The 19,706-nt window shown below is 68.7% G+C and carries 15 protein-coding genes; 11 read left to right on the top strand and 4 right to left on the bottom strand.

Features of this window, described 5'->3' with window-relative positions; translation table 11 throughout:
- Positions 1–174: 174 nt before the first annotated feature.
- The 4 genes from ACIBL3_RS29370 to ACIBL3_RS29355 all read left to right on the top strand — a co-directional run bounded on the left by ACIBL3_RS29370 (position 175) and on the right by ACIBL3_RS29355 (position 3,881).
- Positions 175–1,593 carry a dihydrolipoyl dehydrogenase family protein gene (locus tag ACIBL3_RS29370; RefSeq protein ID WP_396356893.1) on the top strand — a complete coding sequence of 473 codons (1,419 nt, stop codon included), beginning with the start codon at positions 175–177 and terminating at the stop codon, positions 1,591–1,593.
- Between the two features lie 338 nt (positions 1,594–1,931).
- Positions 1,932–2,441 carry a VOC family protein gene (locus ACIBL3_RS29365; protein ID WP_396356892.1) on the top strand — a complete coding sequence of 170 codons (510 nt, stop codon included), beginning with the start codon at positions 1,932–1,934 and terminating at the stop codon, positions 2,439–2,441.
- A gap of 368 nt (positions 2,442–2,809) precedes the next feature.
- Positions 2,810–3,019, top strand: a complete 210-nt coding sequence (locus tag ACIBL3_RS29360; RefSeq protein ID WP_396356891.1) for a hypothetical protein — start codon at positions 2,810–2,812, stop codon at positions 3,017–3,019.
- A 16-nt stretch (positions 3,020–3,035) separates the two neighbouring features.
- Positions 3,036–3,881, top strand: a complete 846-nt coding sequence (locus ACIBL3_RS29355; RefSeq protein WP_396356890.1) for an alpha/beta fold hydrolase — start codon at positions 3,036–3,038, stop codon at positions 3,879–3,881.
- 104 nt (positions 3,882–3,985) lie between these two features.
- Here the strand turns inward: ACIBL3_RS29355 and ACIBL3_RS29350 are convergent, their stop codons facing one another.
- Positions 3,986–6,754, bottom strand: coding sequence for an AAA family ATPase (locus tag ACIBL3_RS29350; RefSeq protein WP_396356889.1), 2,769 nt, complete (start codon positions 6,752–6,754; stop codon positions 3,986–3,988).
- 460 nt (positions 6,755–7,214) lie between these two features.
- Between ACIBL3_RS29350 and ACIBL3_RS29345 the strand changes: the two genes are divergently transcribed.
- Positions 7,215–8,246: an alpha/beta fold hydrolase gene (locus ACIBL3_RS29345; protein ID WP_396356888.1), complete on the top strand. Its 1,032-nt coding sequence runs from the start codon at positions 7,215–7,217 to the stop codon at positions 8,244–8,246.
- Positions 8,247–8,645: 399 nt separating this feature from the next.
- Entirely contained in the window at positions 8,646–11,423 is a 2,778-nt protein-coding gene (locus tag ACIBL3_RS29340; RefSeq protein WP_396356887.1) for an AAA family ATPase, read from the top strand.
- Between the two features lie 242 nt (positions 11,424–11,665).
- Here ACIBL3_RS29340 and ACIBL3_RS29335 read toward each other — a convergent pair whose 3' ends face one another.
- Entirely contained in the window at positions 11,666–12,973 is a 1,308-nt protein-coding gene (locus tag ACIBL3_RS29335) for an acyl-CoA dehydrogenase family protein (RefSeq protein WP_396356885.1), read from the bottom strand.
- A gap of 85 nt (positions 12,974–13,058) precedes the next feature.
- Here ACIBL3_RS29335 and ACIBL3_RS29330 point away from each other — a divergent pair, with 85 nt between their 5' ends.
- The 5 genes from ACIBL3_RS29330 (at position 13,059) to ACIBL3_RS29310 (ending at position 17,620) form a co-directional block, all read left to right on the top strand.
- Positions 13,059–13,784 (top strand): TetR/AcrR family transcriptional regulator, encoded by a 726-nt coding sequence (locus ACIBL3_RS29330; protein WP_396356884.1) that lies wholly within the window; start codon positions 13,059–13,061, stop codon positions 13,782–13,784.
- On the top strand, positions 13,781–15,058 hold the full coding sequence (locus tag ACIBL3_RS29325) for an acetyl-CoA C-acetyltransferase (protein WP_396356883.1): 1,278 nt from the start codon (positions 13,781–13,783) through the stop codon (positions 15,056–15,058). Before ACIBL3_RS29330 ends, ACIBL3_RS29325 begins: the two co-directional genes overlap by 4 nt.
- Positions 15,059–15,075: 17 nt before the next feature.
- On the top strand, positions 15,076–16,422 hold the full coding sequence (locus tag ACIBL3_RS29320; RefSeq protein ID WP_396356882.1) for a 3-oxoacyl-ACP reductase: 1,347 nt from the start codon (positions 15,076–15,078) through the stop codon (positions 16,420–16,422).
- Position 16,423: 1 nt separating this feature from the next.
- On the top strand, positions 16,424–17,281 hold the full coding sequence (locus tag ACIBL3_RS29315; RefSeq protein ID WP_396356881.1) for a MaoC family dehydratase: 858 nt from the start codon (positions 16,424–16,426) through the stop codon (positions 17,279–17,281).
- 63 nt (positions 17,282–17,344) lie between these two features.
- Positions 17,345–17,620: a hypothetical protein gene (locus tag ACIBL3_RS29310; protein ID WP_396356880.1), complete on the top strand. Its 276-nt coding sequence runs from the start codon at positions 17,345–17,347 to the stop codon at positions 17,618–17,620.
- Between the two features lie 43 nt (positions 17,621–17,663).
- On the opposite strand, the gene thrS is transcribed toward ACIBL3_RS29310, so the two are convergent.
- Both thrS and ACIBL3_RS29300 read right to left on the bottom strand, forming a co-directional pair.
- The gene (gene thrS, locus ACIBL3_RS29305) at positions 17,664–19,001 is read right to left on the bottom strand and encodes a threonine--tRNA ligase (RefSeq protein WP_396357089.1); all 1,338 of its coding nucleotides are present in this window, start codon (positions 18,999–19,001) and stop codon (positions 17,664–17,666) included.
- A gap of 105 nt (positions 19,002–19,106) precedes the next feature.
- Entirely contained in the window at positions 19,107–19,610 is a 504-nt protein-coding gene (locus tag ACIBL3_RS29300) for a cupin domain-containing protein (RefSeq protein WP_396356879.1), read from the bottom strand.
- Between the last annotated feature and the right edge of the window lie 96 nt (positions 19,611–19,706).

The raw sequence follows: 19,706 nt of genomic DNA, 5'->3' as shown, positions 1-19,706 counted from the left end.
CCCTCCAAAGGCAAAGGAGGCATCATGGCAGTCAGGACCTCGACGGAGAGCGGCCCGATCCGGGACGGCTTCCATCCACCCTCGGGCGCTACATCTGGACCCATTCCCCCGGTAGCCGCAGGGCCGGAGCGAGCCCCGGGCATCGAAGCCCCTGAAGCTGCGGAAGTTCCGGTGATGCCCCGCAGCGCGACAACGAGTGGACGCCCGGCCGCGGACCGCGATTTCGACGCGATCGTGATCGGCGCGGGGTCACCCGGCGAACACTGCGCCGCAGCCATCTCGGCCGGCCGCCTGCGGGTCGCCATCGTCGAGCGCGAACTCATGGGCGGTGAATGCTCTTACTGGGCCTGCATCCCCACCAAGACACTGTTGCGTCCAGGGGAGGCTCTGGCGGCGGCGCGTCAGGTGCCCGGTGCGCGGGAGGCAGTGGCCGGAGAAGTCGACGTGGACGCCGCTCTCGCCTGGCGCGACTTCATGGTGTCAAACTACTCCGACGCCGGACAGGAGTCGTGGGCGCACAGCGCCGGGCTGCACATCCTGCGGGGCACCGGACGCCTCGCGGGTCCGCATACCGTCACAGTCGGTGCGACCAGCTACACCGCCGAGCACATCGTGATCGCTACCGGATCCGACGCCGCCGTGCCGCCGATCCCCGGGCTGACCGGCCTGCCGGGAGTGTGGACGAACCGGCACGTCACCGCACTGAAGGAGATTCCCAGTCGACTGCTCATCCTCGGAGCGGGACCGACCGGAGTAGAGATGGCCCAGGCGTTCGCCCGGATGGGGTCTTCTGTCGTGCTCATCGAGACGAACGACCGGGTCCTGCCCAAGGAACCGCGGGAGGTCGGCCGTGCCGTTGGCGCAGCCCTCGACGCCGACGGGGTCGATCTGCGATTCGGCCAGCCCGTGAGCAGCGCTGACCGCGACGGCGCGGAGTACGTGCTGGCGTTCCCGGACGGCTCGCACGTACGCGGCGACCGGTTGCTGGTGGCCACCGGGCGGCGGGCCCGCACCGCCGACCTGGGCTTGGAGACCGTCGGCATCGAACCCAGCCCGCGCGGCATCCCTGTCGACGACCGGCTGTCCGCCGGACCTGGACTGTGGGCCGTGGGTGACGTCACTGGTTTGTGGCAACTCACGCACGTGGGCAAGTACCAGGGCCGGATCGTGGCCGACAACATCCTGGGCCGGCCTCGGGGCGCGCACTACGACGCAGTGCCGCGGGTGGTCTTCACCGACCCGCAGGCTGCGGCTGTGGGTGACGCCGACGGTCCGTACACCGCCACGGTCTCGCTGGCCGGCGTAGCGCGCACCGCGACCTACACTCGCCACTACGACCTGCGCCCCGGCTTCCTGACCCTTGTGTCGAACGGCGAGCACCTGACCGGTGCCCGCGCGGTCGGTCCAGAGGCCGGTGAATGGCTGCAGCAGGCGACCTTGGCGATCCGTGCCCGTGTCCCGATCCCGGTGCTGCTTGACGTCATCCAGCCGTTCCCGACGTTCTCCGAGGCGTTCCTCCAGGCCGTCCGCGACCTTGACGCCGATATCCGGTTACCCGACATCAAGCCAACCGAGTCCGCAGCCGTCGCGTGACCGTGCCGCAACCGCCGACCTGCTCGCCTTTCTCGAAGCGTGACCACCATCCGGGATGTCTTCGCTCCGGCGAACCCGCTGCGCGGAGTCTGTGAAGGCGCTTGTCTACGTCGCCGCCTACGCGCCCGACGAGGGTGAGACGTTGGTCTCGGCCACCTCACTCGGCGGCGGGCACACGGATCTCGTCGACCACACCGAACGCATCGAACCAGGCGTTCAGCCTTCGCCGATCCAAGGCTCGGGCCAGGGTCCGGACCAGTGCATCACCCCGGCGCGATCAGTCCCCGCGGCACGAAGACTTCTAACTATCACAACACCAACAACCGATGGAGGTTGCAATGAGCTATACGCAAGTAAGCAATGAGACCGCGGCGGTGGTGTCCAACGCCACAGCGGTCGCGTTTCGGCTCGAGGTCGTCGTCATTCCCGTCGCCGACTTCGACCGCGCCAAGGGCTTCTACGTGGGACTGGGATGGCGCGTCGACGTCGACCTCGACGTCGGCGGCGTCCGGTTCATGCACCTTACCCCGCCCGGATCGATGACCTCCGTGGTCTTCGGCAACGCTGTCACCGCCGCACCGCCCGGGTCCGCCGACGGCCTTCTGCTCGCGGTGGACGACATCGACGAGGCCCGCAAGGAGCTCGTCTCGCACGGCGTGGAAGTGAGCGAGGTTTTCCACGACGAGGGCGGCGGCACCGGTGGCGGCTTCCGCATCGGCAACGACGGCCGCGCGCCTGGCCGGGACCCGCACAATCGCTCGTACGCCTCGTACGCCTCCTTCCACGACACAGAGGGCAACCGCTGGCTGCTGCAGGAGATCACCGAGCGACTCCCGGGCCGAGTGTGAGACCCGTGCCGACCGCACGACCGGTTGCGACTGGGCACCGCCCATCGCGCCAGCCGGGCAGCCAGGGCATTCAGCGGAGTTCTGGTCTGCGGCCGCCAATGCTGCACACGGGGTAACCAACTTCGGGTGTCGCCCGCACCAGCCCGTGGCTGTCGCTGGGCTGGAGGACACGCCAGCGCGGCGCGTCCTCCAGTTTGGCGCAGTTGTCGTCTCGCTGGCCGCGGCCGTGCCCGGCCTTGATCGGCGCCAACCGTGGCCGAGGCGCGAAGCAGGCCGGTCGCCAAGAATCAGCCGCATCCACAACAACAACCTGACAGCCTCAGATCAACGACGAACCGGCCATCCCGGCCGAGAGAGGAACGACTGACATGGACGTCGCGTCCCTGGCGGATCTGCTCCACGAAACCGCCCAGCATCACGACACCTACGAGAAGCTCGCACCAGCGCACGACTGGTGGGACTGGTACGCCGCCTACATGCACGCGCGGCAGCAGGGCAACTCCTCCGAGCAAGCGTCCGAGGCCGCCGGCCGCTACATGTACGACGTCAAGCACGTCGCCGTACCGTCGGATAAATGAGGGGACGGAACTACAGATGAGTAGCTACTCGACCATCGAGACGCAGACCCTGAGCGCGGACAACGGCGTCGACTACGCCTATCGCTGCGTGGGTTCGGGTCCCAACGCGCTACCCATGGTGCTGCTGCAGCACTTCCGTGGCAATCTGGACCACTGGGACCCGGCGCTCATTGACGCGCTGGCCCAGGGGCGCCGAGTCATCACTTTCGACAACACCGGCGTTGCCGCCACCAGTGGGCGCACTCCGAACACGATAGCCGCCATGGCCCGCGATGCGATCGAGTTCATCGACGCGCTGGGCCTGGACAGAATCGACCTGCTCGGCTTCTCCATCGGCAGCTTCGTCGCCCAGGAGATTGCCCTGTACCGCCCGGACCTGGTCGACCGAATCGTCCTGGCCTCCGCCGCACCGCGGGGCGCTGCCGGGATACATGGATGGCGTCGGGACGTCATCGCGGGGGTCGGCGGGCGTGAGCCGTCTCCCGAGGGCTATCTGCACGCCTTCTTCCCCGCCACTCCAGAAGGGCTCGAAGCGGGCCAGGCCCTCCTGGGCCGTATCTATGGTGAGCGGACGCAGGGACGCGATGAACCCACAGGATGGCAGACCCGCCAGGCCCAGTACGACGCAGTGACCGAGTGGGGCATCCCGAATCACGCCATGCTCGAGCGGCTGCAGGGAATCACTCAGCCGGTGTTCGTCGCCAACGGTGACGGCGACCCGATGATCCCGGCGCGGTACTCATACCTGCTGGCCGGTCTGCTGCCCAACGCGCAGATCAAGATCTACCCCGACGCCGCTCACGGATTCCTCTTCCAGCATCACAAGGAGTTCGCCGCCGACGTCGACACCTTCCTCAGTTAGTGGTGGCCTATGGCCGTGGACCTCCGCCACGAACAGCGACGCGTAGTCGTCAAGGACTGGTCGCTGCCGAGCCCGAGGCCGGCGCGGCCTGTCCGCACCCGGGACTAGCGACCTGAGAGGGCTCGGTTCAGGGCTTGCCGCAGCTGCCGACGGCCGGTGATTCCCAGCTTCACGAAGACCTTGCGCATGTGCCACTCCACAGTGCGAGGACTGATGAACAACTCCGCACCTATCTCGGGGTTGCTGAGTCCCTCGGCTGCCAGCCGAGCGATGTGCATCTCCTGGGCGGTGAGGTTCTGACGAGTGTCGTCGGTGCGCTTGCGAACCGTCTCACCGGTGGCAGCAAGCTCCCGGCGGGCCCGTCCGACGAACGCATCCATCCCCATCCCGGTCAGCGCGTCGTCGGCAGCCCGCAACTGCTCGCGCGCATCGAGGCGTCGACCTGCTCGCCGCAGCCACTCGCCATACAGCAGCTGTGCCCGGGCCAGCTCACTACGCAGGAGGGTCCGCTCGAGTCGACCTATCGCCTCGCGGTATAGGTCTTCGGCGCGCTTGCCGTCACGCAGTTGCGCCTCAGATCGCGCCGCGATTCCCAGCGCCCATTCAGTGCCGCTGGTCCGGGTCTTCTCGGACAGCCGCCCAAACGCAGCTGCTGCCGTGGCTGGTTCACCGGCCCGCACCGCCGCCTCCACGAGCTCCACCAGTGCCCAGTTCGACAACGCCATCTCGCCTGCGTGTGCGGCGGCCTCGCGGCCGGCACCCACCGCCTCGCCGTAGCGGCCGAGGCCGTTGCAAAGCAGCGTCTGGGCCCAGTGGGTCAACGCCACCCCGATCCCCTCGCCGCGCGCGGTGGCGTCGCTCCGAGTCGCGCCGATGAGCGCCGCAGCCTCCGCTCCGTGGCCGCGAAAGGCTGCCAGCCCAATCGCGGCGTACGGCGTCATCGTGATCTGCCCCGCCTCGGTCACGGCATTGAGCTCCTCGACGAGCACGGACGCGGCGGTCAAGTCGCCAGTGAACAGGTCCACAAAGGCACGCGTGTTCAGTGCCAGCGGCAGCGCACTCAGCGCACCGGCTTCCCTGACGATCTTCATGTACCGGTCGGCCCACCGGCTCCATGTCATGTCGTCCCACAGACCTATGGCCACGACCGCCGCGAGCCAGCCGAACCGCACTCCCTCGTCGACGGAGACGTCCTCGCTGTCGAAGGCACGCACCGCCCGCTTCAGCGACGGCGCCGCCTCCCGATAACCCTCGGTCAACAGCACAGCCGTGCCTTGCAGCAGGTGGTCACCTCGCCGAGGACATGCAGGCATCGGCGCTCTCCGTGCCGCGTGGGCAACCTGCACCGCGTCGGCTCCGGAGACCAGGTGCCCGCCAAACCACGCAGCGGTCAGCGCGTCGGCGTAACTGTCGAGTGCCAGTGCGACGTCGAGTCGCTCCAGCCGGCGGGCGGCGGTCAACAGCAGCGGTAGAGCTTCGTTGTCCCGGTTCAGCGCGAACTCGATCTGAGCGCGGCACACATCGACCCGAGCACGCTGCAGCTCACTGAGCGGTCCGTACTCGGCCACCGCGAGCAGGTTCAAGGCAGCCTCGAACCTGCCCGCGTGCGCCATCACCTGCGCGGCGTCGAGCTCACGCTGCGCCCGGTCAGCCGCGCTCGGCGTCAGCATGGCCGCTTGCTCGAGCAACGCTGCCGCTGCGGCCAGTCCGCCGTGTGCCAAGGCACGGCTCGCGCAGCGCTCCAACTCGGCGGCCACGGCTTCGTCGGGACCGGACGCGGCGTGAGCGCGGTGCCATGCGCGCCGATCTGGATCCAGCTCGGGATCCGTGACGTCCGCGAGGGCTTGGTGCACCGTCTGCCGCTGCAACGCGGACGCGGATCGGTAGACCACTGACCGCACCAGCGGGTGGCGGAAGCGGACAGTGTCGCGCACTGCGAACAACCCCGCCGCCTCCGCGGGGCGGACAGTCTCCGTTCCGATGCCAAGCCGCGCAGCCGCGCGCCACAGCAGATCCCGATCACCGAGGGGCTCTGCAGCAGCGGTCAGCAGCAAAAGGCGGGACTGCTCGGGCAACGGCTCCAGTTGGCGCCGGAATCCCTCCTCCATGCGACTGGTCAACGCCTTGCCGTCGGCGCGTTCCGGACCGAATGCGAGCTCCGTCGGCGTCAGCCAACGCGGCAGCTCCCACAACGCCAATGGGTTACCGCGGGTCTCGTCGACGATCCGGTCACGCACGCGCAGATCCAACGGGCCGGGGACGGCCAACTCCAGCACTGCGATCGCGTCAGCGGCGCCAAGGCCGCGGATGTTCAGCTCCGGCAAACCGGCCCAAGGTTCGTCTTCGTCACTTGTTCTGGTCGCAACGACGAGCGCGACTGACTCAGCTACCAGCCGGCGGGCCACGAAGGTAAGCGTCTGCGCGGACGCCTGGTCCAGCCAATGGGCGTCGTCGACCACGCACACCAAGGGTTGCTCCCGGGCGGCCTCGGCGAGCAGTGACAACGTTGCGAGGCCGACCAGGAACCGGTCCGGCCGGTGGCCCGCTCGAAGCCCCAACGCGGTGCCAAGAGCTTCCGTCTGCGGGTCGGGCAACCGCTCCAGGGTGCCCAGCAGAGGACCGCACAGCTGGTGGAGGCCCGCGAACGCAAGCTCCATCTGCGACTCGACGCCCGCCACCTGCAGCACACGACATCCCGCCGCTGCGCGCACGACGTAATCCAGGAGCGCCGACTTCCCGAAGCCCGGCTCACCCCGCACTACCAGAACCGCACTGCGGCCCGAACGAGCCGCTTTCACCACACCGTCCAACGCGTCGCACTCGTCTCGCCGCCCGCGCAGCTCTCGCCTTCCGCAGTTCGGACGCGCACCCACGACTGCCTCCACAAAAGATCGCAGTTCCCACTCCGATTCGAGATGCCCGCGCATTCCCCGCCCACGCGTCGCTCCACACTCAATCAGCGTGACGGCCTTCGAGCCCGAAGGCGCCCGGGAGACCCCCGGTCCGCATCCCGGGAGTACCCCGGGCGGATCCCGGGTTCGGACGTCGCCTCCGGGCCGAGTGCACGGCTGGGGGCCGCCGTACGGACTCCGCCCGGTGTACTCACGGACGCTGTTGGTGACCGGCTTGCCGGCCCCTGACGGGACATTCCAGGGACCAGGGAGGTGACCAGGGCACTCCACAGGCGCCACCGATGGCCAATCAGACGAGGCTTCCTAACGTCACCAGACCACACCGGTCGGTGCTACGAAAGGAGAAACCCCAATGGACATGTCCCCCCTGGAGGCCACGCCACCGGGCTCGTCCACTGCCCCCGCCACCACGCGCCGTCGAATGTATTCGCGCCGTGTGTTCACCGGCGCCGCGGTAGCCCTGGCGACACTGGCCGGGTGCTTGGCATTGCTGTCGCCCGGCAACGCCTCTTCTGCATCCGGTCCGGCGCCCGATGCGTTCGGCTCGGTCGCCGGATCTCCGCAGCTTCCGGCCGATTTCGGCAAGACCTTCAAGAGCCGGTTCGTAGAGGCCAACGGCATCCGCCAACACGTGGTCATCGGTGGTGAGGGACCGCCGCTGCTGCTGGTGCACGGCTGGCCGCAGAACTGGTACGCCTGGCGCTTGCTGATGCCGGCGCTGGCCCGCAAGTACACCGTCATCGCGCCTGACCAGCGAGGGATCGGACTGTCGGAGAAGACCCCGGGCGGTTACGACGCGGCCACCCTCGCCGACGACCTGGCCGCGCTGATGACCAAGCTCGGCCACCAGCGGTTCGCCGTGGTGGGCCACGACACCGGCTACATCATCGGCTACGCGCTCGCTGCCGATCACCGCGACCGGGTCGACCGCCTGGCCATCGCCGAGATTCCGGGCCCCCCGGGCGTCGGCGCCGACCCAAGTCTGTGGCTCGACGAGCCGATCAACAACAAGGTCTGGCACATCCCGTTCAACCGGGTCAACGACGACCTGATCGTGGACATGGTGCACAGCAACGCCAACGGCTTCTACGGCTACGAGTTCGCCATCCAGGCCGGCGGGGCGACGCTGCCGAGCTACGCCACCGACTATTACATCAAGCTGTACAACCGCAACAAGGACGTCCTCCGCGCCAGCTTCGGGCTCTACCGTGCTTGGGGCGCCATGGTCGCCCAGAACCGGGAGCGCGCGAAGTCGCCGCTGACGATCCCGGTCCTTGGCATCGGCGGGGCGAACAGCTGGGGCCCCTATGCAGGCGATGGTCTCAAGCCCGCGGCGAACGACGTGCAGACCGTCGTCATCCCCGGGGTCGGCCACTGGGTCGCCGAGACAGCACCTGAGCAGATGCTCAAGACGCTGGATTCGTTCCTGGCGCCCTACCGCGCAGGCTCGTAACGCCGAACAGGCGCCTGCGAATATCACGCAGAACCTCACCGCCTGCCCGTGCTCGGTTGGGCCGGGGTGCTGAGTGCTCAGCACCCCGGCCCAACCGACCGGCGCCCGCGCGCTGGTAAATACCGCCGCCACGCCACGCGCGGGTGGCACGCATCTGACTCGACCGAGCCCTTGTCGACTGCCGGAATCGGTGAAAGCGTGAGAGGTTACCCTCGACACCTCCCGGGCCGCATCCAACGGGGCGATAGCTATGACTGTTGGGCCGAATCTGACCGGCCGATCCAGTGAAACCCTGATGCAGGGCGGCCCTGTGACGCATCCTCAGAAAGGGCGGCTCCACCTACCGCTCGGCGCTCGGGGCCTGGTCCGTTGCGCCATGCGACCCCGGCTGAGCCGAAGATGAGTGTGCGTCGTGAGCCGATGCTGGTGGGTCGGCTCAGCGAGTGTCAGATCCTCGACCGGGTTCTGGAGAACACTCGCCGCGGGCACGGCACGGTCCTGGTGCTTCGCGGCGAGGCGGGGATCGGCAAGACGGCCTTGTTGGACTACTGCGCCCAGACGGCATCCAGCTTCCAGATCCGGCGGACAGCCGGGGTCGAATCGGAGATGGAGTTACCGTTTGCGGGACTGCATCAGCTGTGCGCACCAATGCTCGAGCGACTTGACTCCCTTCCCGAGCCGCAGCGAGTTGCCCTGCGCGTCGCGTTGGGCCTAGCACGTGGGGATGCTCCGGACCGCTTCCTCGTCTCCCTCGCGGCGCTGAGCCTCTTGTCCGAAGTCGCGGCTCTCCGTCCACTGCTCTGTCTCGTCGACGATGTCCAGTGGCTCGATGCTGCCTCCGCCGGTGTCCTCGGATTCGTCGCGCGGCGTCTGCTGGCGGACTCCACGGCGATGGTGTTCGCCGTACGGGAACCGACCGACGAACCTGAGCTGGTAGGTCTACCCGAACTCCGCGTCGATGGACTCGCCGAGGGAGACGCCCGCGCTCTCCTCAACACCACGCTCCCTGGCCGGCTCGACGGAGGCGTCCGCGACCGGCTTGTCGCCGAAACACGGGGCAATCCGCTTGCGCTGCTGGAGCTACCCCGCAGGTTGAGCGCAACGCAGCTACCCGGCGGATTTGGTTTGCGTCGGGCGGAAGACTTGTCCGGGCGGATCGAGGACAGCTTCCTGAGGCGGCTGAACAAGCTCTCGCAGGATGCCCGTCTGCTGCTCCTTGTAGCGGCAGCAGAGCCCGCCGATGACCCGCTGCTGGTCTGGCGCGCAGCTGAGCGACTCGGCATCCGGCTGCCAGCAGCAGCGGCGGCGGCCGAGGGCGAGGGGTTGCTCGCCCTCGGCGAACAGGTGCGGTTCCGGCATCCGCTAGTCCGGTCGGCGGTCTACCGGTCAGCCTCGGCCGATGAGCGCCGCGCGGCCCACGTGGGCCTGGCGGAGGCAACAAACACTCAGACGGACCCGGACCGTCGCGCGTGGCATCTGGCTGCCGCGGCCCAAGGGCCCGACGAACAGGTGGCCCTGGAGCTGGAGCGGTCGGCGGGCCGCGCGCAAGACCGTGGTGGCCTGGCCGCCGCTGCTGCGTTCCTGCGGCGCTCGGTCGTACTGACGCTAGATCCCATGCGGCGCGTGGAACGGGCACTCGCCGCCGCGCAGGCCAGCTTGCATGCTGGCGAGTTTGACGCCGCGCTGAGAGTGCTGACCGCCGCGCACACCGCGACCCCCGATGACCTCCAACGAGCCCGCCTGGAGTTGCTGCGTGCCGGGATCGTGTCTGCGTCCGGCGCCGGGAGCGAGGCGCCGGCGCTGCTGCTGAAGGCAGCCAAGCGGTTGGGGCCGCTCGATCCCGGTCTGGCGCGCGAAACCTATCTCGACGCGTGGGGCGCCGCGATGTTCGCAGGCAACCTCGCGAACGCCCCCGGCACGTTGTTGGAGGTGTCCCGAGCCGCCATATCCGCCCCGCCGTCAGCGGTCCCTCCGCTCGCGTCCGACTTGATGCTGGATGGACTCGCCGTGTTGATGACCGAAGGCAGAGCCGCAGCGGCGCCCACGTTGAGGCAGGCGGTCACCAAGTTCCGGGCTGAGGGGTTCTCCGTCGACAAGGGGCTGCAATGGGGCGTGCTGGCTTCTGTGGCCGCGGTGGAGCTGTGGGACTTCGACAGCTGGGAGGCCGTCATCACCCGGCAGATGGAGCTCGCGCGCGACGCAGGCGCTCTTGCGCCGTTCTCCGTGGCAATCAACGGCGTGGGCATCGTTGTTGCGTGGCGCGGCGATCTTCAGGCGGCCGCTGGCGTCATCGTGGAGGCTGACGCCGTCACGGACGCCACCCGAACTCGCATCGCTCCGTACGGCGCCATGATGCTGGCGGCCTTCCAGGGCAGGGAGGCCGACGCCCGCGCTCGGCTCGACGCGACGATCCAAACCGCCCGCTCCGGTGGCGAGGGAATGGGCATCCACTGGGCGCATTGGACGACCGCGATGCTGTACAACGGTCTCGGCCGCCACCAGGAAGCCTTGGCCGCAGCCCGGCAGGCGATCAACGACATGCCGGACCTCTTCGTTACCGTCTGGGCCTCCGCCGAGTTCATCGAGGCGGCAGCCAGAACCGGGCAAGCCCGGCTGTGCGCCGACGCGCTCGCACGACTCGTCGAGAGCGCGACGGTGAGCGGCACCGACTGGGGACTCGGCGTCGCCGCCCGCTCCCAGGCTCTCCTGAGCGAAGGCGACGAAGCCCAGACCCATTACGAAGAGGCGATCGAGCGGTTACGCGCCACGCGACTCCGCCCGGAGCTCGCCCGCGCCCATCTTCTCTACGGCGAGTGGCTCCGGCGAGAGCAACGCCGCGTCGACGCGCGCAGACATCTGCGCCTCGCGCATGGGATGTTCGTCTCTATGGGTGCGGACGGCTTCGCCGAACGTGCCCGGCACGAGCTGCTCTCCATGGGCGCGAACGTGCACAAGCGCGTTGAGGAGAGGCACGATGAGCTCACCCCGCAGGAGTCTCACATCGCCGGCCTCGCTCGCGATGGACGCACCAACGTCCAGATCGGTTCCGAGCTCTACCTCAGCCCGCGCACCGTCGAGTGGCACCTGAACAAGGTGTTCATCAAGCTCGGAATCAGCTCACGCCGGGAGCTCCGAGACGCCCTCCCGAGTGCGAAACGAGAAGCCGTCGCCGGATAGCCGGGCCGGTCCCATGCGGCACTGGCAGGCGTTCCCGCGTAGGCGGTCGCCTGGCTCACCGAGCGCACCGCGGCTCCGCCGGCGAACTAGGGCCGCGGTATCGAGGCACGCGCCCGGGCGCTCTCGGCGCCGACGAGGACGCCTACCGCCAGTCGATCGAGTAGCTCAGCACTACGGACTGGGAGCCGGACGCCGGCCCACACCTCGCAGGTCCTGAACTCGGGCTCTGACCTGCGGAAACGTCAGCGGATGCGCATCCCGGAGATGGCTCGGGCGATCACCAAGCGCTGGATCTCCGAGGTGCCTTCGAAGATGGTGTAGATCTTGGCGTCTCGGTGCATGCGTTCGACGGGGTACTCGCGGGTGTAGCCGTTGCCGCCGAGGATTTGGATGGCTTCTTCGGTGACGCGGACCGCGACTTCGCCGGCTTTGAGTTTGGCCATGGAGCCTTCGCCGTGGCGGTAGTCGGGGGTTTCGCCGCGCATGAGGGCGGCGGACATGTTGGCGGCGCGCCAGACCAGGAGGCGGGCGGCGTCGATCTCCATGGCCATGTCGGCGAGTTTGAAGGCGATGCCCTGGTTGTCGATGATCGGGCGGCCGAACTGTTCGCGGCCCTTGGCGTAGTCGAGGGCGACCTCGTAGGCGGCGCGGGCGATGCCGATGGCCTGGGCGCCGACGATGTGGCGGGTCATCTCGAAGGTGGCCATCGAGGCGTTGCGGCCGCCGGACGAGGACTCCCGTGCACGGGCGAGCCGCTCGTCGAGTTTCTCCTTGCCGCCGAGCACGTTGCCGGCCGGGATCCGGACATTGTCGAAGAAGACGTCCGCGGTGTGCGACGCGCGCAGCCCGTGCTTGCGCAGCTTGGTCCCCATCTCCAGACCGCGCACCTCAGTCCGAGGTACGACGAAAGCCGCCTGCCCCTTGGTCCCGAGAGTCGGATCGACCGTCGCGACCACCACGTGGATGTCGGCGATCCCGCCGTTCGTCGCCCAGGCCTTCTGCCCGTTGATCACCCACTCGTCGGTCGCGGCGTCGTACGTCGCCCGCGTACGGATCCCGGACACGTCCGAGCCGGCCCCCGGCTCCGACGAGCAGAAGGCGGCCACGCGTACGTCGTCCGGCGTGCCGTAGCACCTGCCCATCCACTGGCTCCACTGCTCGGGTGTGCCGTTGGAGAAGATCGCGGAGGACGCCAGGCCGGTGCCCTTCAGCGACATCGCGATACCGGCGTCACCCCAGAAGAGTTCCTCGTGGACGAGCGGCATCAGCAGACCGGACGGGTCCACAAACAAGTTCACGTTCGCGTCCAGGCCGTACAGCCCGATCTTGGCGGCCTCCTGGATCACCGGCCACGGGGTCTCCTCGCGCTCGTCCCACTCCGAGGCGGCCGGGCGGATCACGTCGGCGGCGAAGGTGTGGGCCCAGTCGCGGATCTCCTTCTGCTCCTCGTTCAGGGCCAGCGAGAAGGTGCTCCAGCCCGGTTTCGAGCGCTCGGCGCCGAGCTCGCCGGCAAGCGTCAACACGTTCGCGGACACATCAGGGTCGCTCATCGAACAATCCTCACAGGGTCAGATGTTACCCACGAGTGTAACTGTCGTTTGCACCAGTGGGTACCACTGTGGCTAAGATCGATCCATGAGCTCCGCGCTGCTCGCGATCGGACGCCGCCGGACCACGGCGGAGCGTCGCCGCGACCGGGAGCGGGACATCATCCGGGCCACCCGCGAGCTGTTCGACGAGCGCGGCACGATCGACGCCCAGATCGACGATATCGCCAAACGGGTCGGCATCAACAAGGCGTTGATCTACCGCCACTTCGCCGGCAAGGAAGAGCTGTTCGCGCTCACCCTCGTCGACTACCTCGGCGAGCTGGACGAACGCCTCAAGACCGTCGACAGCCCGCGGAAGGCGCCACTCAACCGGCTCCGCACACTGAGCGAGGTCTTCGTCGACTTCTGCCTCGAGTACCCGGCGTTCACCGACTGCGCGATGAGCCTGCTGAGACGGACCGGCGACCAGCTGTTCGGCGAGATCACCGAGCCGGTCATGACCAAACTCGGTACGGCGATGGCCGCGGCGCTGGCGCGGATCGCCAAGATCCTCGAGGCCGGCCAGCGGTCCGGGGTGTTCGACGAGGTCGACACCGACTACCTGGCCAACCACCTCTACACCCAGACGCTCGGGTCGTTGCACATGGCAAGAGTCGGCCTGATCGTGTCGAGCGGGCAGCCGGGCCATCCGGTGGTGCATCATGCCGATGTCGCCACTGTCCGGGCGACCGCGATCACCGCCACGCTCGCAACCGCAGTAGGTCGTAAGGCACTACCCAAGCGCTCCAGCAGAGCAGGAGAGAAATCGTGACCGAGACCCGCAAGGTGGCCGTTGTCGCCGGGAACAGGATCCCGTTCGCCCGGCAGGACAAGACGTACCGGCACGCCTCCAACTCCGACATGCTCACCGCGGCGGTCAACGGCCTGGTCGACCGGGCCGGTCTGGGCGGGCAGGAGCTCGGTGAGGTGGTCGCCGGCGCCGTGCTGAAGCACGCCCGGGACTGGAACCTGGTCCGCGAGGTCGTGCTCGGCTCCAAGCTGGCGCCGACCACGCCGGCGTACGACATCCAGCAGGCCTGTGGGACCGGGCTGGAGGCCGCGATCCTGGTCGGCAACAAGATCGCGCTCGGCCAGATCGACGCCGGCATCGCGGGCGGCGTGGACACCGCGTCCGACGCGCCGATCGCGGTGAACGACCGGCTCCGCAACATCCTGCTCGACCTGAACCGGGCCAAGACCTTCCAGGATCGCCTCAAGGTGCTCGCCCGGGTCCGCCCGAAGGACGTCGTACCGGAGATCCCCCGCAACGCCGAGCCGCGGACGCGGAAGTCGATGGGTGACCACGCGGCTCTGACCGCGCTCGAGTGGGGTATCACGCGGGAGGCGCAGGACGAGCTGGCGTACCGCTCCCACATCAACCTCGCCGCCAGCTACGACCGCGGCTTCCAGCAGGATCTGATCACGCCGTACCTGGGCCTCGAGAAGGACCAGAATCTCCGCCCCGACACCACGCTGGAGAAGCTGGCCAAGCTCAAGACCGTCTACGGCAAGGGCGAGACCGCGACCATGACGGCGGGCAACTCGACCCCGCTGACCGACGGCGCCTCCGCCGTACTGCTGGCCACTGACGAGTGGGCGGAGCAGCATGGGCTCCGGCCGCTCGCCTACCTGACGCACTCGCAGACGGCCGCGGTCGACTACGTAAAGGGTGCCGAGGGGCTGCTGATGGCTCCGGCGTACGCCGTACCACGCATGCTGGCCCGCGCCGGGCTGACGCTGCAGGACTTCGACTACTACGAGATCCACGAGGCGTTCGCGTCTCAGGTGCTGTCCACCCTCAAGGCGTGGGAGGATCCGATCTTCTGCAAGGAGCGGCTCGGCCTGGACGCGCCGCTGGGCGAGATCGACCGCGCCAAGCTGAACGTGAACGGCAGCTCGCTGGCCGCGGGCCACCCGTTCGCGGCGACCGGCGGGCGGATCGTCGCCGCGCTGGCCAAGCAACTGGACGAGAACGGCGGCGGCCGGGGCCTGATCTCGATCTGCGCCGCCGGCGGCCAGGGTGTCGTCGCCATCCTCGAGAAGTGAAGTAGGAGAGCTGACAGATGACGGACCGCTACCAGACCTTCACCCGGACGCCGCTCGGCCAGACCCTGGTGAAGAACCTGGGTCTGCCCGACCCGACTCCCCTGCCCCGCTGGATCGAGGGCTCGCCGGTGATCGACGGACCGGTGGTGTTCGGCGCGATCTCCGAGACCGACACCGGGAAGGCGATCCAGGCCCTGCTCCGGGACATCGGCGCCGCGTTCAGTACGGCGACCGAGGGGGTCGCGTCGAGTGAGATCCGGCCGAAGGCACTGGTCTTCGACGCGACCGGCGCGACCTCGACCACCGAGCTGACCAGCCTGCAGCGCTTCTTCTCCCCGGTCATCCGCCAACTGGCCCCGGCCGGCCGGGTGATCGTGATCGGCCGGACGCCGGAGCTGGCGCAGTCGCCGGAGCAGCAGATCGCTCAGCGCGCCCTCGAGGGCTTCACCCGAAGCCTCGGCAAGGAGGTGAAGCGCGGCGCCACGGTCAACCTCGTGTACGTCGCTCCGGACGCGCACGAGCAACTGGATTCGACGCTCCGCTTCTTCCTCTCCCCCAAGTCGGCGTACGTCGACGGACAGGTCGCCCGGATCGGGACCGGCCCGCTGGTCAGCAACGACCCCAACCGCCCACTGACCGGCAAGGTCGCCCTCGTGACCGGTGCGGCCCGTGGGATCGGCGCGGCGATCGCCGACACGCTGGCCCGGGACGGCGCGACCGTGATCGGTGTCGACGTACCGCAGAACGCGGACGCCCTGCGCAAGGTGATCTCCCGGATCGGCGGCAGTGAACTGCTGCTCGACGTGACCGCGGTCGACGCCCCGCAGCGGATCGCCGCGCACGCCCAGGAGCAGTACGGCGGTCTCGACATCGTCGTCCACAACGCCGGCATCACCCGGGACAAGCGGCTGGCGAACATGCGCACCGACGCGTGGGACGCCGTACTCGACGTGAACCTGCGAGCGCCGGAGCGGATCACCCGCCAGCTCGTCGACTCGGGAGCCCTGCGGGACGGCGGCTCGATCATCGGGGTCGCGAGCATCGCCGGGATCGCCGGTAACAACGGCCAGACGAACTACGCCACCTCGAAGGCCGGCGTGATCGGCCTGGTCCAGGCGCTGGCGCCGAAGCTGGCCGAGCGGCAGATCCGGATCAACGCGGTCGCCCCCGGGTTCATCGAGACCGAGATGACCGCGAAGGTCCCGTTCACGATCCGCGAGGTCGGCCGCCGGATCAACTCGCTGCAGCAAGGCGGGTTGCCGATCGACGTGGCCGAGACGATCGCCTGGTTCGCCGACCCCGCGTCGGCAGGCGTCACCGGAAACGTGGTCCGCGTCTGCGGCCAGAGCATGCTGGGTGCGTGAGATGGCGACCCGCAAGTACGACGACACGCCCGGATTCGGCGCGCTCTACGCAAGGACGGTGCGGGCCACGCTGCGGCGGGCAGACTACGAGCCGGATGCCGACGGCCTCACGCTCGAGCTGCCCCGGTCCGCGATCGACCAGGACCACCTGACGGCGTACCGGGACGTCACCGGGTTCGCCGCCGGGCCGGCGCTGCCGGTGACGTACCCGCATGTGCTCGCGTTCCCGCTGCACCTGGACCTGATGTCCGACCCCTCGTTCCCCTACAAGCCGATGGGGATCGTGCACCTGTCGAACTCGATCACGCAACTGCAGCCGATCCCGATCCACGCCGAGCCGGCCATCCGGGTGCACAGTACGGCGGAACGCCCGCACCCGAAGGGCACGATGTTCGACATCATCAGCGAGGTCAGCGTCGACGGTGAGGTGGTGTGGACCGACCTGACCACGCTGCTGAGCCGCTCCACCGGGACCGAGCAGGCACACGTCGACCTGCTGCCGGACCCGTTGGTCGAGCCCACGGCGTGGTGGGACCTGCGCGGCAACCTCGGCCGCCGGTACGCCGCCGCGTCCGGCGACCGGAACCCGATCCACCTGTTCAAGCTGACCGCTCAGGCGTTCGGGTTCCCACGCCAGATCGCGCACGGCATGTGGGCCAAGGCGGCCTCGTTGGCCTCGATCCAGCGCGCCACCAAGCTGCCGGACGCCTACACGGTTCGCGTCGACTTCCGGAAGCCACTGCCCCTGCCGTCCCGGGTGCAGTTCGGCTCCAAGACGTCCGGCAAGACGACCGACTTCGCCGTGTACGACGAGCGCCGCGAGCTCACCCACCTGATCGGGCAGCTCGAAGCCCACTGACCCTCCACTTCCTCGACTCGACCGGGGAAGTGGAGGACACTCCGAACCATAGGAGGGGTGGCCATGATAGGAGCACTGCTACTCGGTTTGGTGTGTGGAGTTCTGGCCCGGATGCTGATCCCCGGTGACGCCTTCCGGCACATGAGCGGACCGAAGTCCTGGCTGGTTTCAGTCGGACTCGGCCTGCTCGGCGCGCTGGTCGGCTACCTGATCTTCACCCTGGGCCTCGGCATCGGTGACACCGACATCTTCGACTGGGGCGGGATCCTGAGCGCCCTGATCGGGACGCTCATCGTGGTGCCACTCGCAACCTGGATCCTGCGCCGGCGCGCGGCCTGAACCGCCAGGCCATCACAATCCGCCGCCCGACGGGTAAGCACGCTCACCTCGCTGCGGGAGCGTCGGTTGCGATGGCCTGGCGGTCCGCCAACACATCCACCTCCGCCCGAATCCGGTCGAGCACCGGCCCCACCGGCGCCGCTTCGCGCTGCCGTCCGTCGCGCTCGCGGATCGCGAGCTCGCCGGCCGCGGCCTCGCGTGCGCCGATGACGGCCTGGTACGGCGCGAGCCGGTTCTCCCGGATCCGCGCGCCCAGACTGCCCTCGTCCGCATGGGCGACCTCGACCCGCAGGCCGCGGTCCGACGCCCGCCGGGCGACCTCGGCGGCAAGCTTCTCCTCGGCGTCGGAGATCGGGAGTACGACGAGCTGCACCGGCGCCAGCCAGGCCGGGAAGGCCCCGCCGTGCACCTCGATCAGCTGCGCCATCGCCCGCTCGATGCTCCCGACGATCGCGCGGTGCACCATGACCGGGCGATGCTTGTTGCCGTCGGCACCGACGTACTCGAGGCCGAACTGGTTCGGCATGTGGAAGTCGATCTGGACAGTCGACAGGCTGAACTCGCGGCCGGCCGAGTCCGCGAGCTGGATGTCGATCTTCGGCCCGTAGAACGCGGCATCCCCCGGCGACTCCTCGTACTCCATGCCGGCCTTGTCCAGCACGTCACGCAAGAGGTCGGCGGCCCGCGCCCAGCTGTCAGGGTCGCCGACGTACTTGCTCGCCTCTGAACCGATGGCCGCCTCCTCGGACGGCAAAGCCAGGACGTAGCGCGAGGCGCTGATCCCCATGTCGTCGTAGGCCCGGTTGATCAGGGCCAGGGCGTTGCCGGCCTCCTCCGCGACCTGGTCGAGCCGGCAGAAGATGTGGGCGTCGTTGAGCTGCATCGCGCGGACCCGGCTCAGACCGCCGATCGCGCCGGACAACTCGGCTCGGTACTGCCCGCCGAGCTCGGAGATGCGCAGCGGAAGCTCGCGGTAGCTGTGGGACCGGGACCGGTACATCAGCGCGTGGTGCGGGCAGATGCTCGGCCGCAGCACGAGTTGCTCACCGCCCATGTCCATTGGCGGGTACATGTCGTCGCTGTACTTGGCCCAGTGGCCCGAGATCTCGTACAGCTCCCGCTTGGCGAGCACCGGTGAATAGACCCGTTGGTACCCGGCTCTTCGCTCCACCTCGGCGATGTAACTCTCCAAGGCGTGCCGAACCGCGGCGCCGGCGGGCAACCAGTAGGGCAGACCCGCCCCGATCAGCGGGTCCGAGTCGAACAGGCCGAGTTCGCGGCCGATCTTGCGGTGGTCGTACATCGTTCGCTCCTTGCGACGTGGGGCGAGAGCCGTCGGAGCACGACAAAGCCCCGGGGCACTCGCCCCGGGGCTTGTCAGACAGTCAGGTGTCAGCGCGCCGGGACGGACTCCGGCGTCGTCGTGACTACAGCGCGCTGCGACATGCCTCCACGGTACCAGAACCGCTCGCCCTCGAGAGTGCCATCAACAGGCGGGGTCCGCAGGGATGAGCAGCGGTCCTGTCGCGGGTGCCTCGAAGAACGTCGCCACGAAGACTGTCACCGTGCCGGTGCGGTTGAACGCGGTGTGGACGTGACCGTGGCCGGGGTCTACGAACGCGGTTCCCGCGGAGTAGGCCCGTTCCAGGCAGTCGTCCGAATCGACGTAGACCAGTTCACCCGACACCATGTTGACGAAGACCGGGCCGGGATGAGTGTGCCACGGGAAACGCGCGCCGGGCTGCACGGTGAACCTCGCGACCACAGTCCGCGAAGGATCCTTGACGTTCACGACCTTGGTCGACTGGCCGGACAACCTGAACTTCACCTTCAGGTCCACGTTGTCGGTGAACACCGAACGCGGAGTCAGGAACTCGGACGCGATCGGTGGTGGTGGCTCCTGCGCCGCTGACGGCTGCAGAAGACTTGCGGTGGTCAGGAGGAGAGCAATCAGGCCCGCCCCCACCATGGTTCCTCGCTTCTTGCTCATCTCGACTCCCCTCTCCGATCGGGGAGGCACAGCCGACAGCCGACCGGTCCCCCCGATCGCACATGAGCAGTGCGATCTGCTCCGACCGCACCACCG

Source organism: Kribbella sp. NPDC050124 (genome assembly GCF_044460355.1).
In the GTDB taxonomy this organism is placed as follows: domain Bacteria; phylum Actinomycetota; class Actinomycetes; order Propionibacteriales; family Kribbellaceae; genus Kribbella.
This window is presented reverse-complemented; position numbering and strand designations above follow the sequence as displayed.

Bases quoted from the DNA above. Each gene is read 5' to 3' on its own strand.
- ACIBL3_RS29370 (WP_396356893.1), top strand. From the start codon at position 175: ATGCCCCGCAGCGCGACAACGAGTGGACGCCCGGCCGCGGACCGCGAT.
- ACIBL3_RS29365 (WP_396356892.1), top strand. From the start codon at position 1,932: ATGAGCTATACGCAAGTAAGCAATGAGACCGCGGCGGTGGTGTCCAAC.
- ACIBL3_RS29360 (WP_396356891.1), top strand. From the start codon at position 2,810: ATGGACGTCGCGTCCCTGGCGGATCTGCTCCACGAAACCGCCCAGCAT.
- ACIBL3_RS29355 (WP_396356890.1), top strand. From the start codon at position 3,036: ATGAGTAGCTACTCGACCATCGAGACGCAGACCCTGAGCGCGGACAAC.
- ACIBL3_RS29345 (WP_396356888.1), top strand. From the start codon at position 7,215: ATGTATTCGCGCCGTGTGTTCACCGGCGCCGCGGTAGCCCTGGCGACA.
- ACIBL3_RS29340 (WP_396356887.1), top strand. From the start codon at position 8,646: ATGAGTGTGCGTCGTGAGCCGATGCTGGTGGGTCGGCTCAGCGAGTGT.
- ACIBL3_RS29335 (WP_396356885.1), bottom strand. From the start codon at position 12,973: ATGAGCGACCCTGATGTGTCCGCGAACGTGTTGACGCTTGCCGGCGAG.
- ACIBL3_RS29330 (WP_396356884.1), top strand. From the start codon at position 13,059: ATGAGCTCCGCGCTGCTCGCGATCGGACGCCGCCGGACCACGGCGGAG.
- ACIBL3_RS29320 (WP_396356882.1), top strand. From the start codon at position 15,076: ATGACGGACCGCTACCAGACCTTCACCCGGACGCCGCTCGGCCAGACC.
- ACIBL3_RS29315 (WP_396356881.1), top strand. From the start codon at position 16,424: ATGGCGACCCGCAAGTACGACGACACGCCCGGATTCGGCGCGCTCTAC.
- ACIBL3_RS29310 (WP_396356880.1), top strand. From the start codon at position 17,345: ATGATAGGAGCACTGCTACTCGGTTTGGTGTGTGGAGTTCTGGCCCGG.
- ACIBL3_RS29300 (WP_396356879.1), bottom strand. From the start codon at position 19,610: ATGAGCAAGAAGCGAGGAACCATGGTGGGGGCGGGCCTGATTGCTCTC.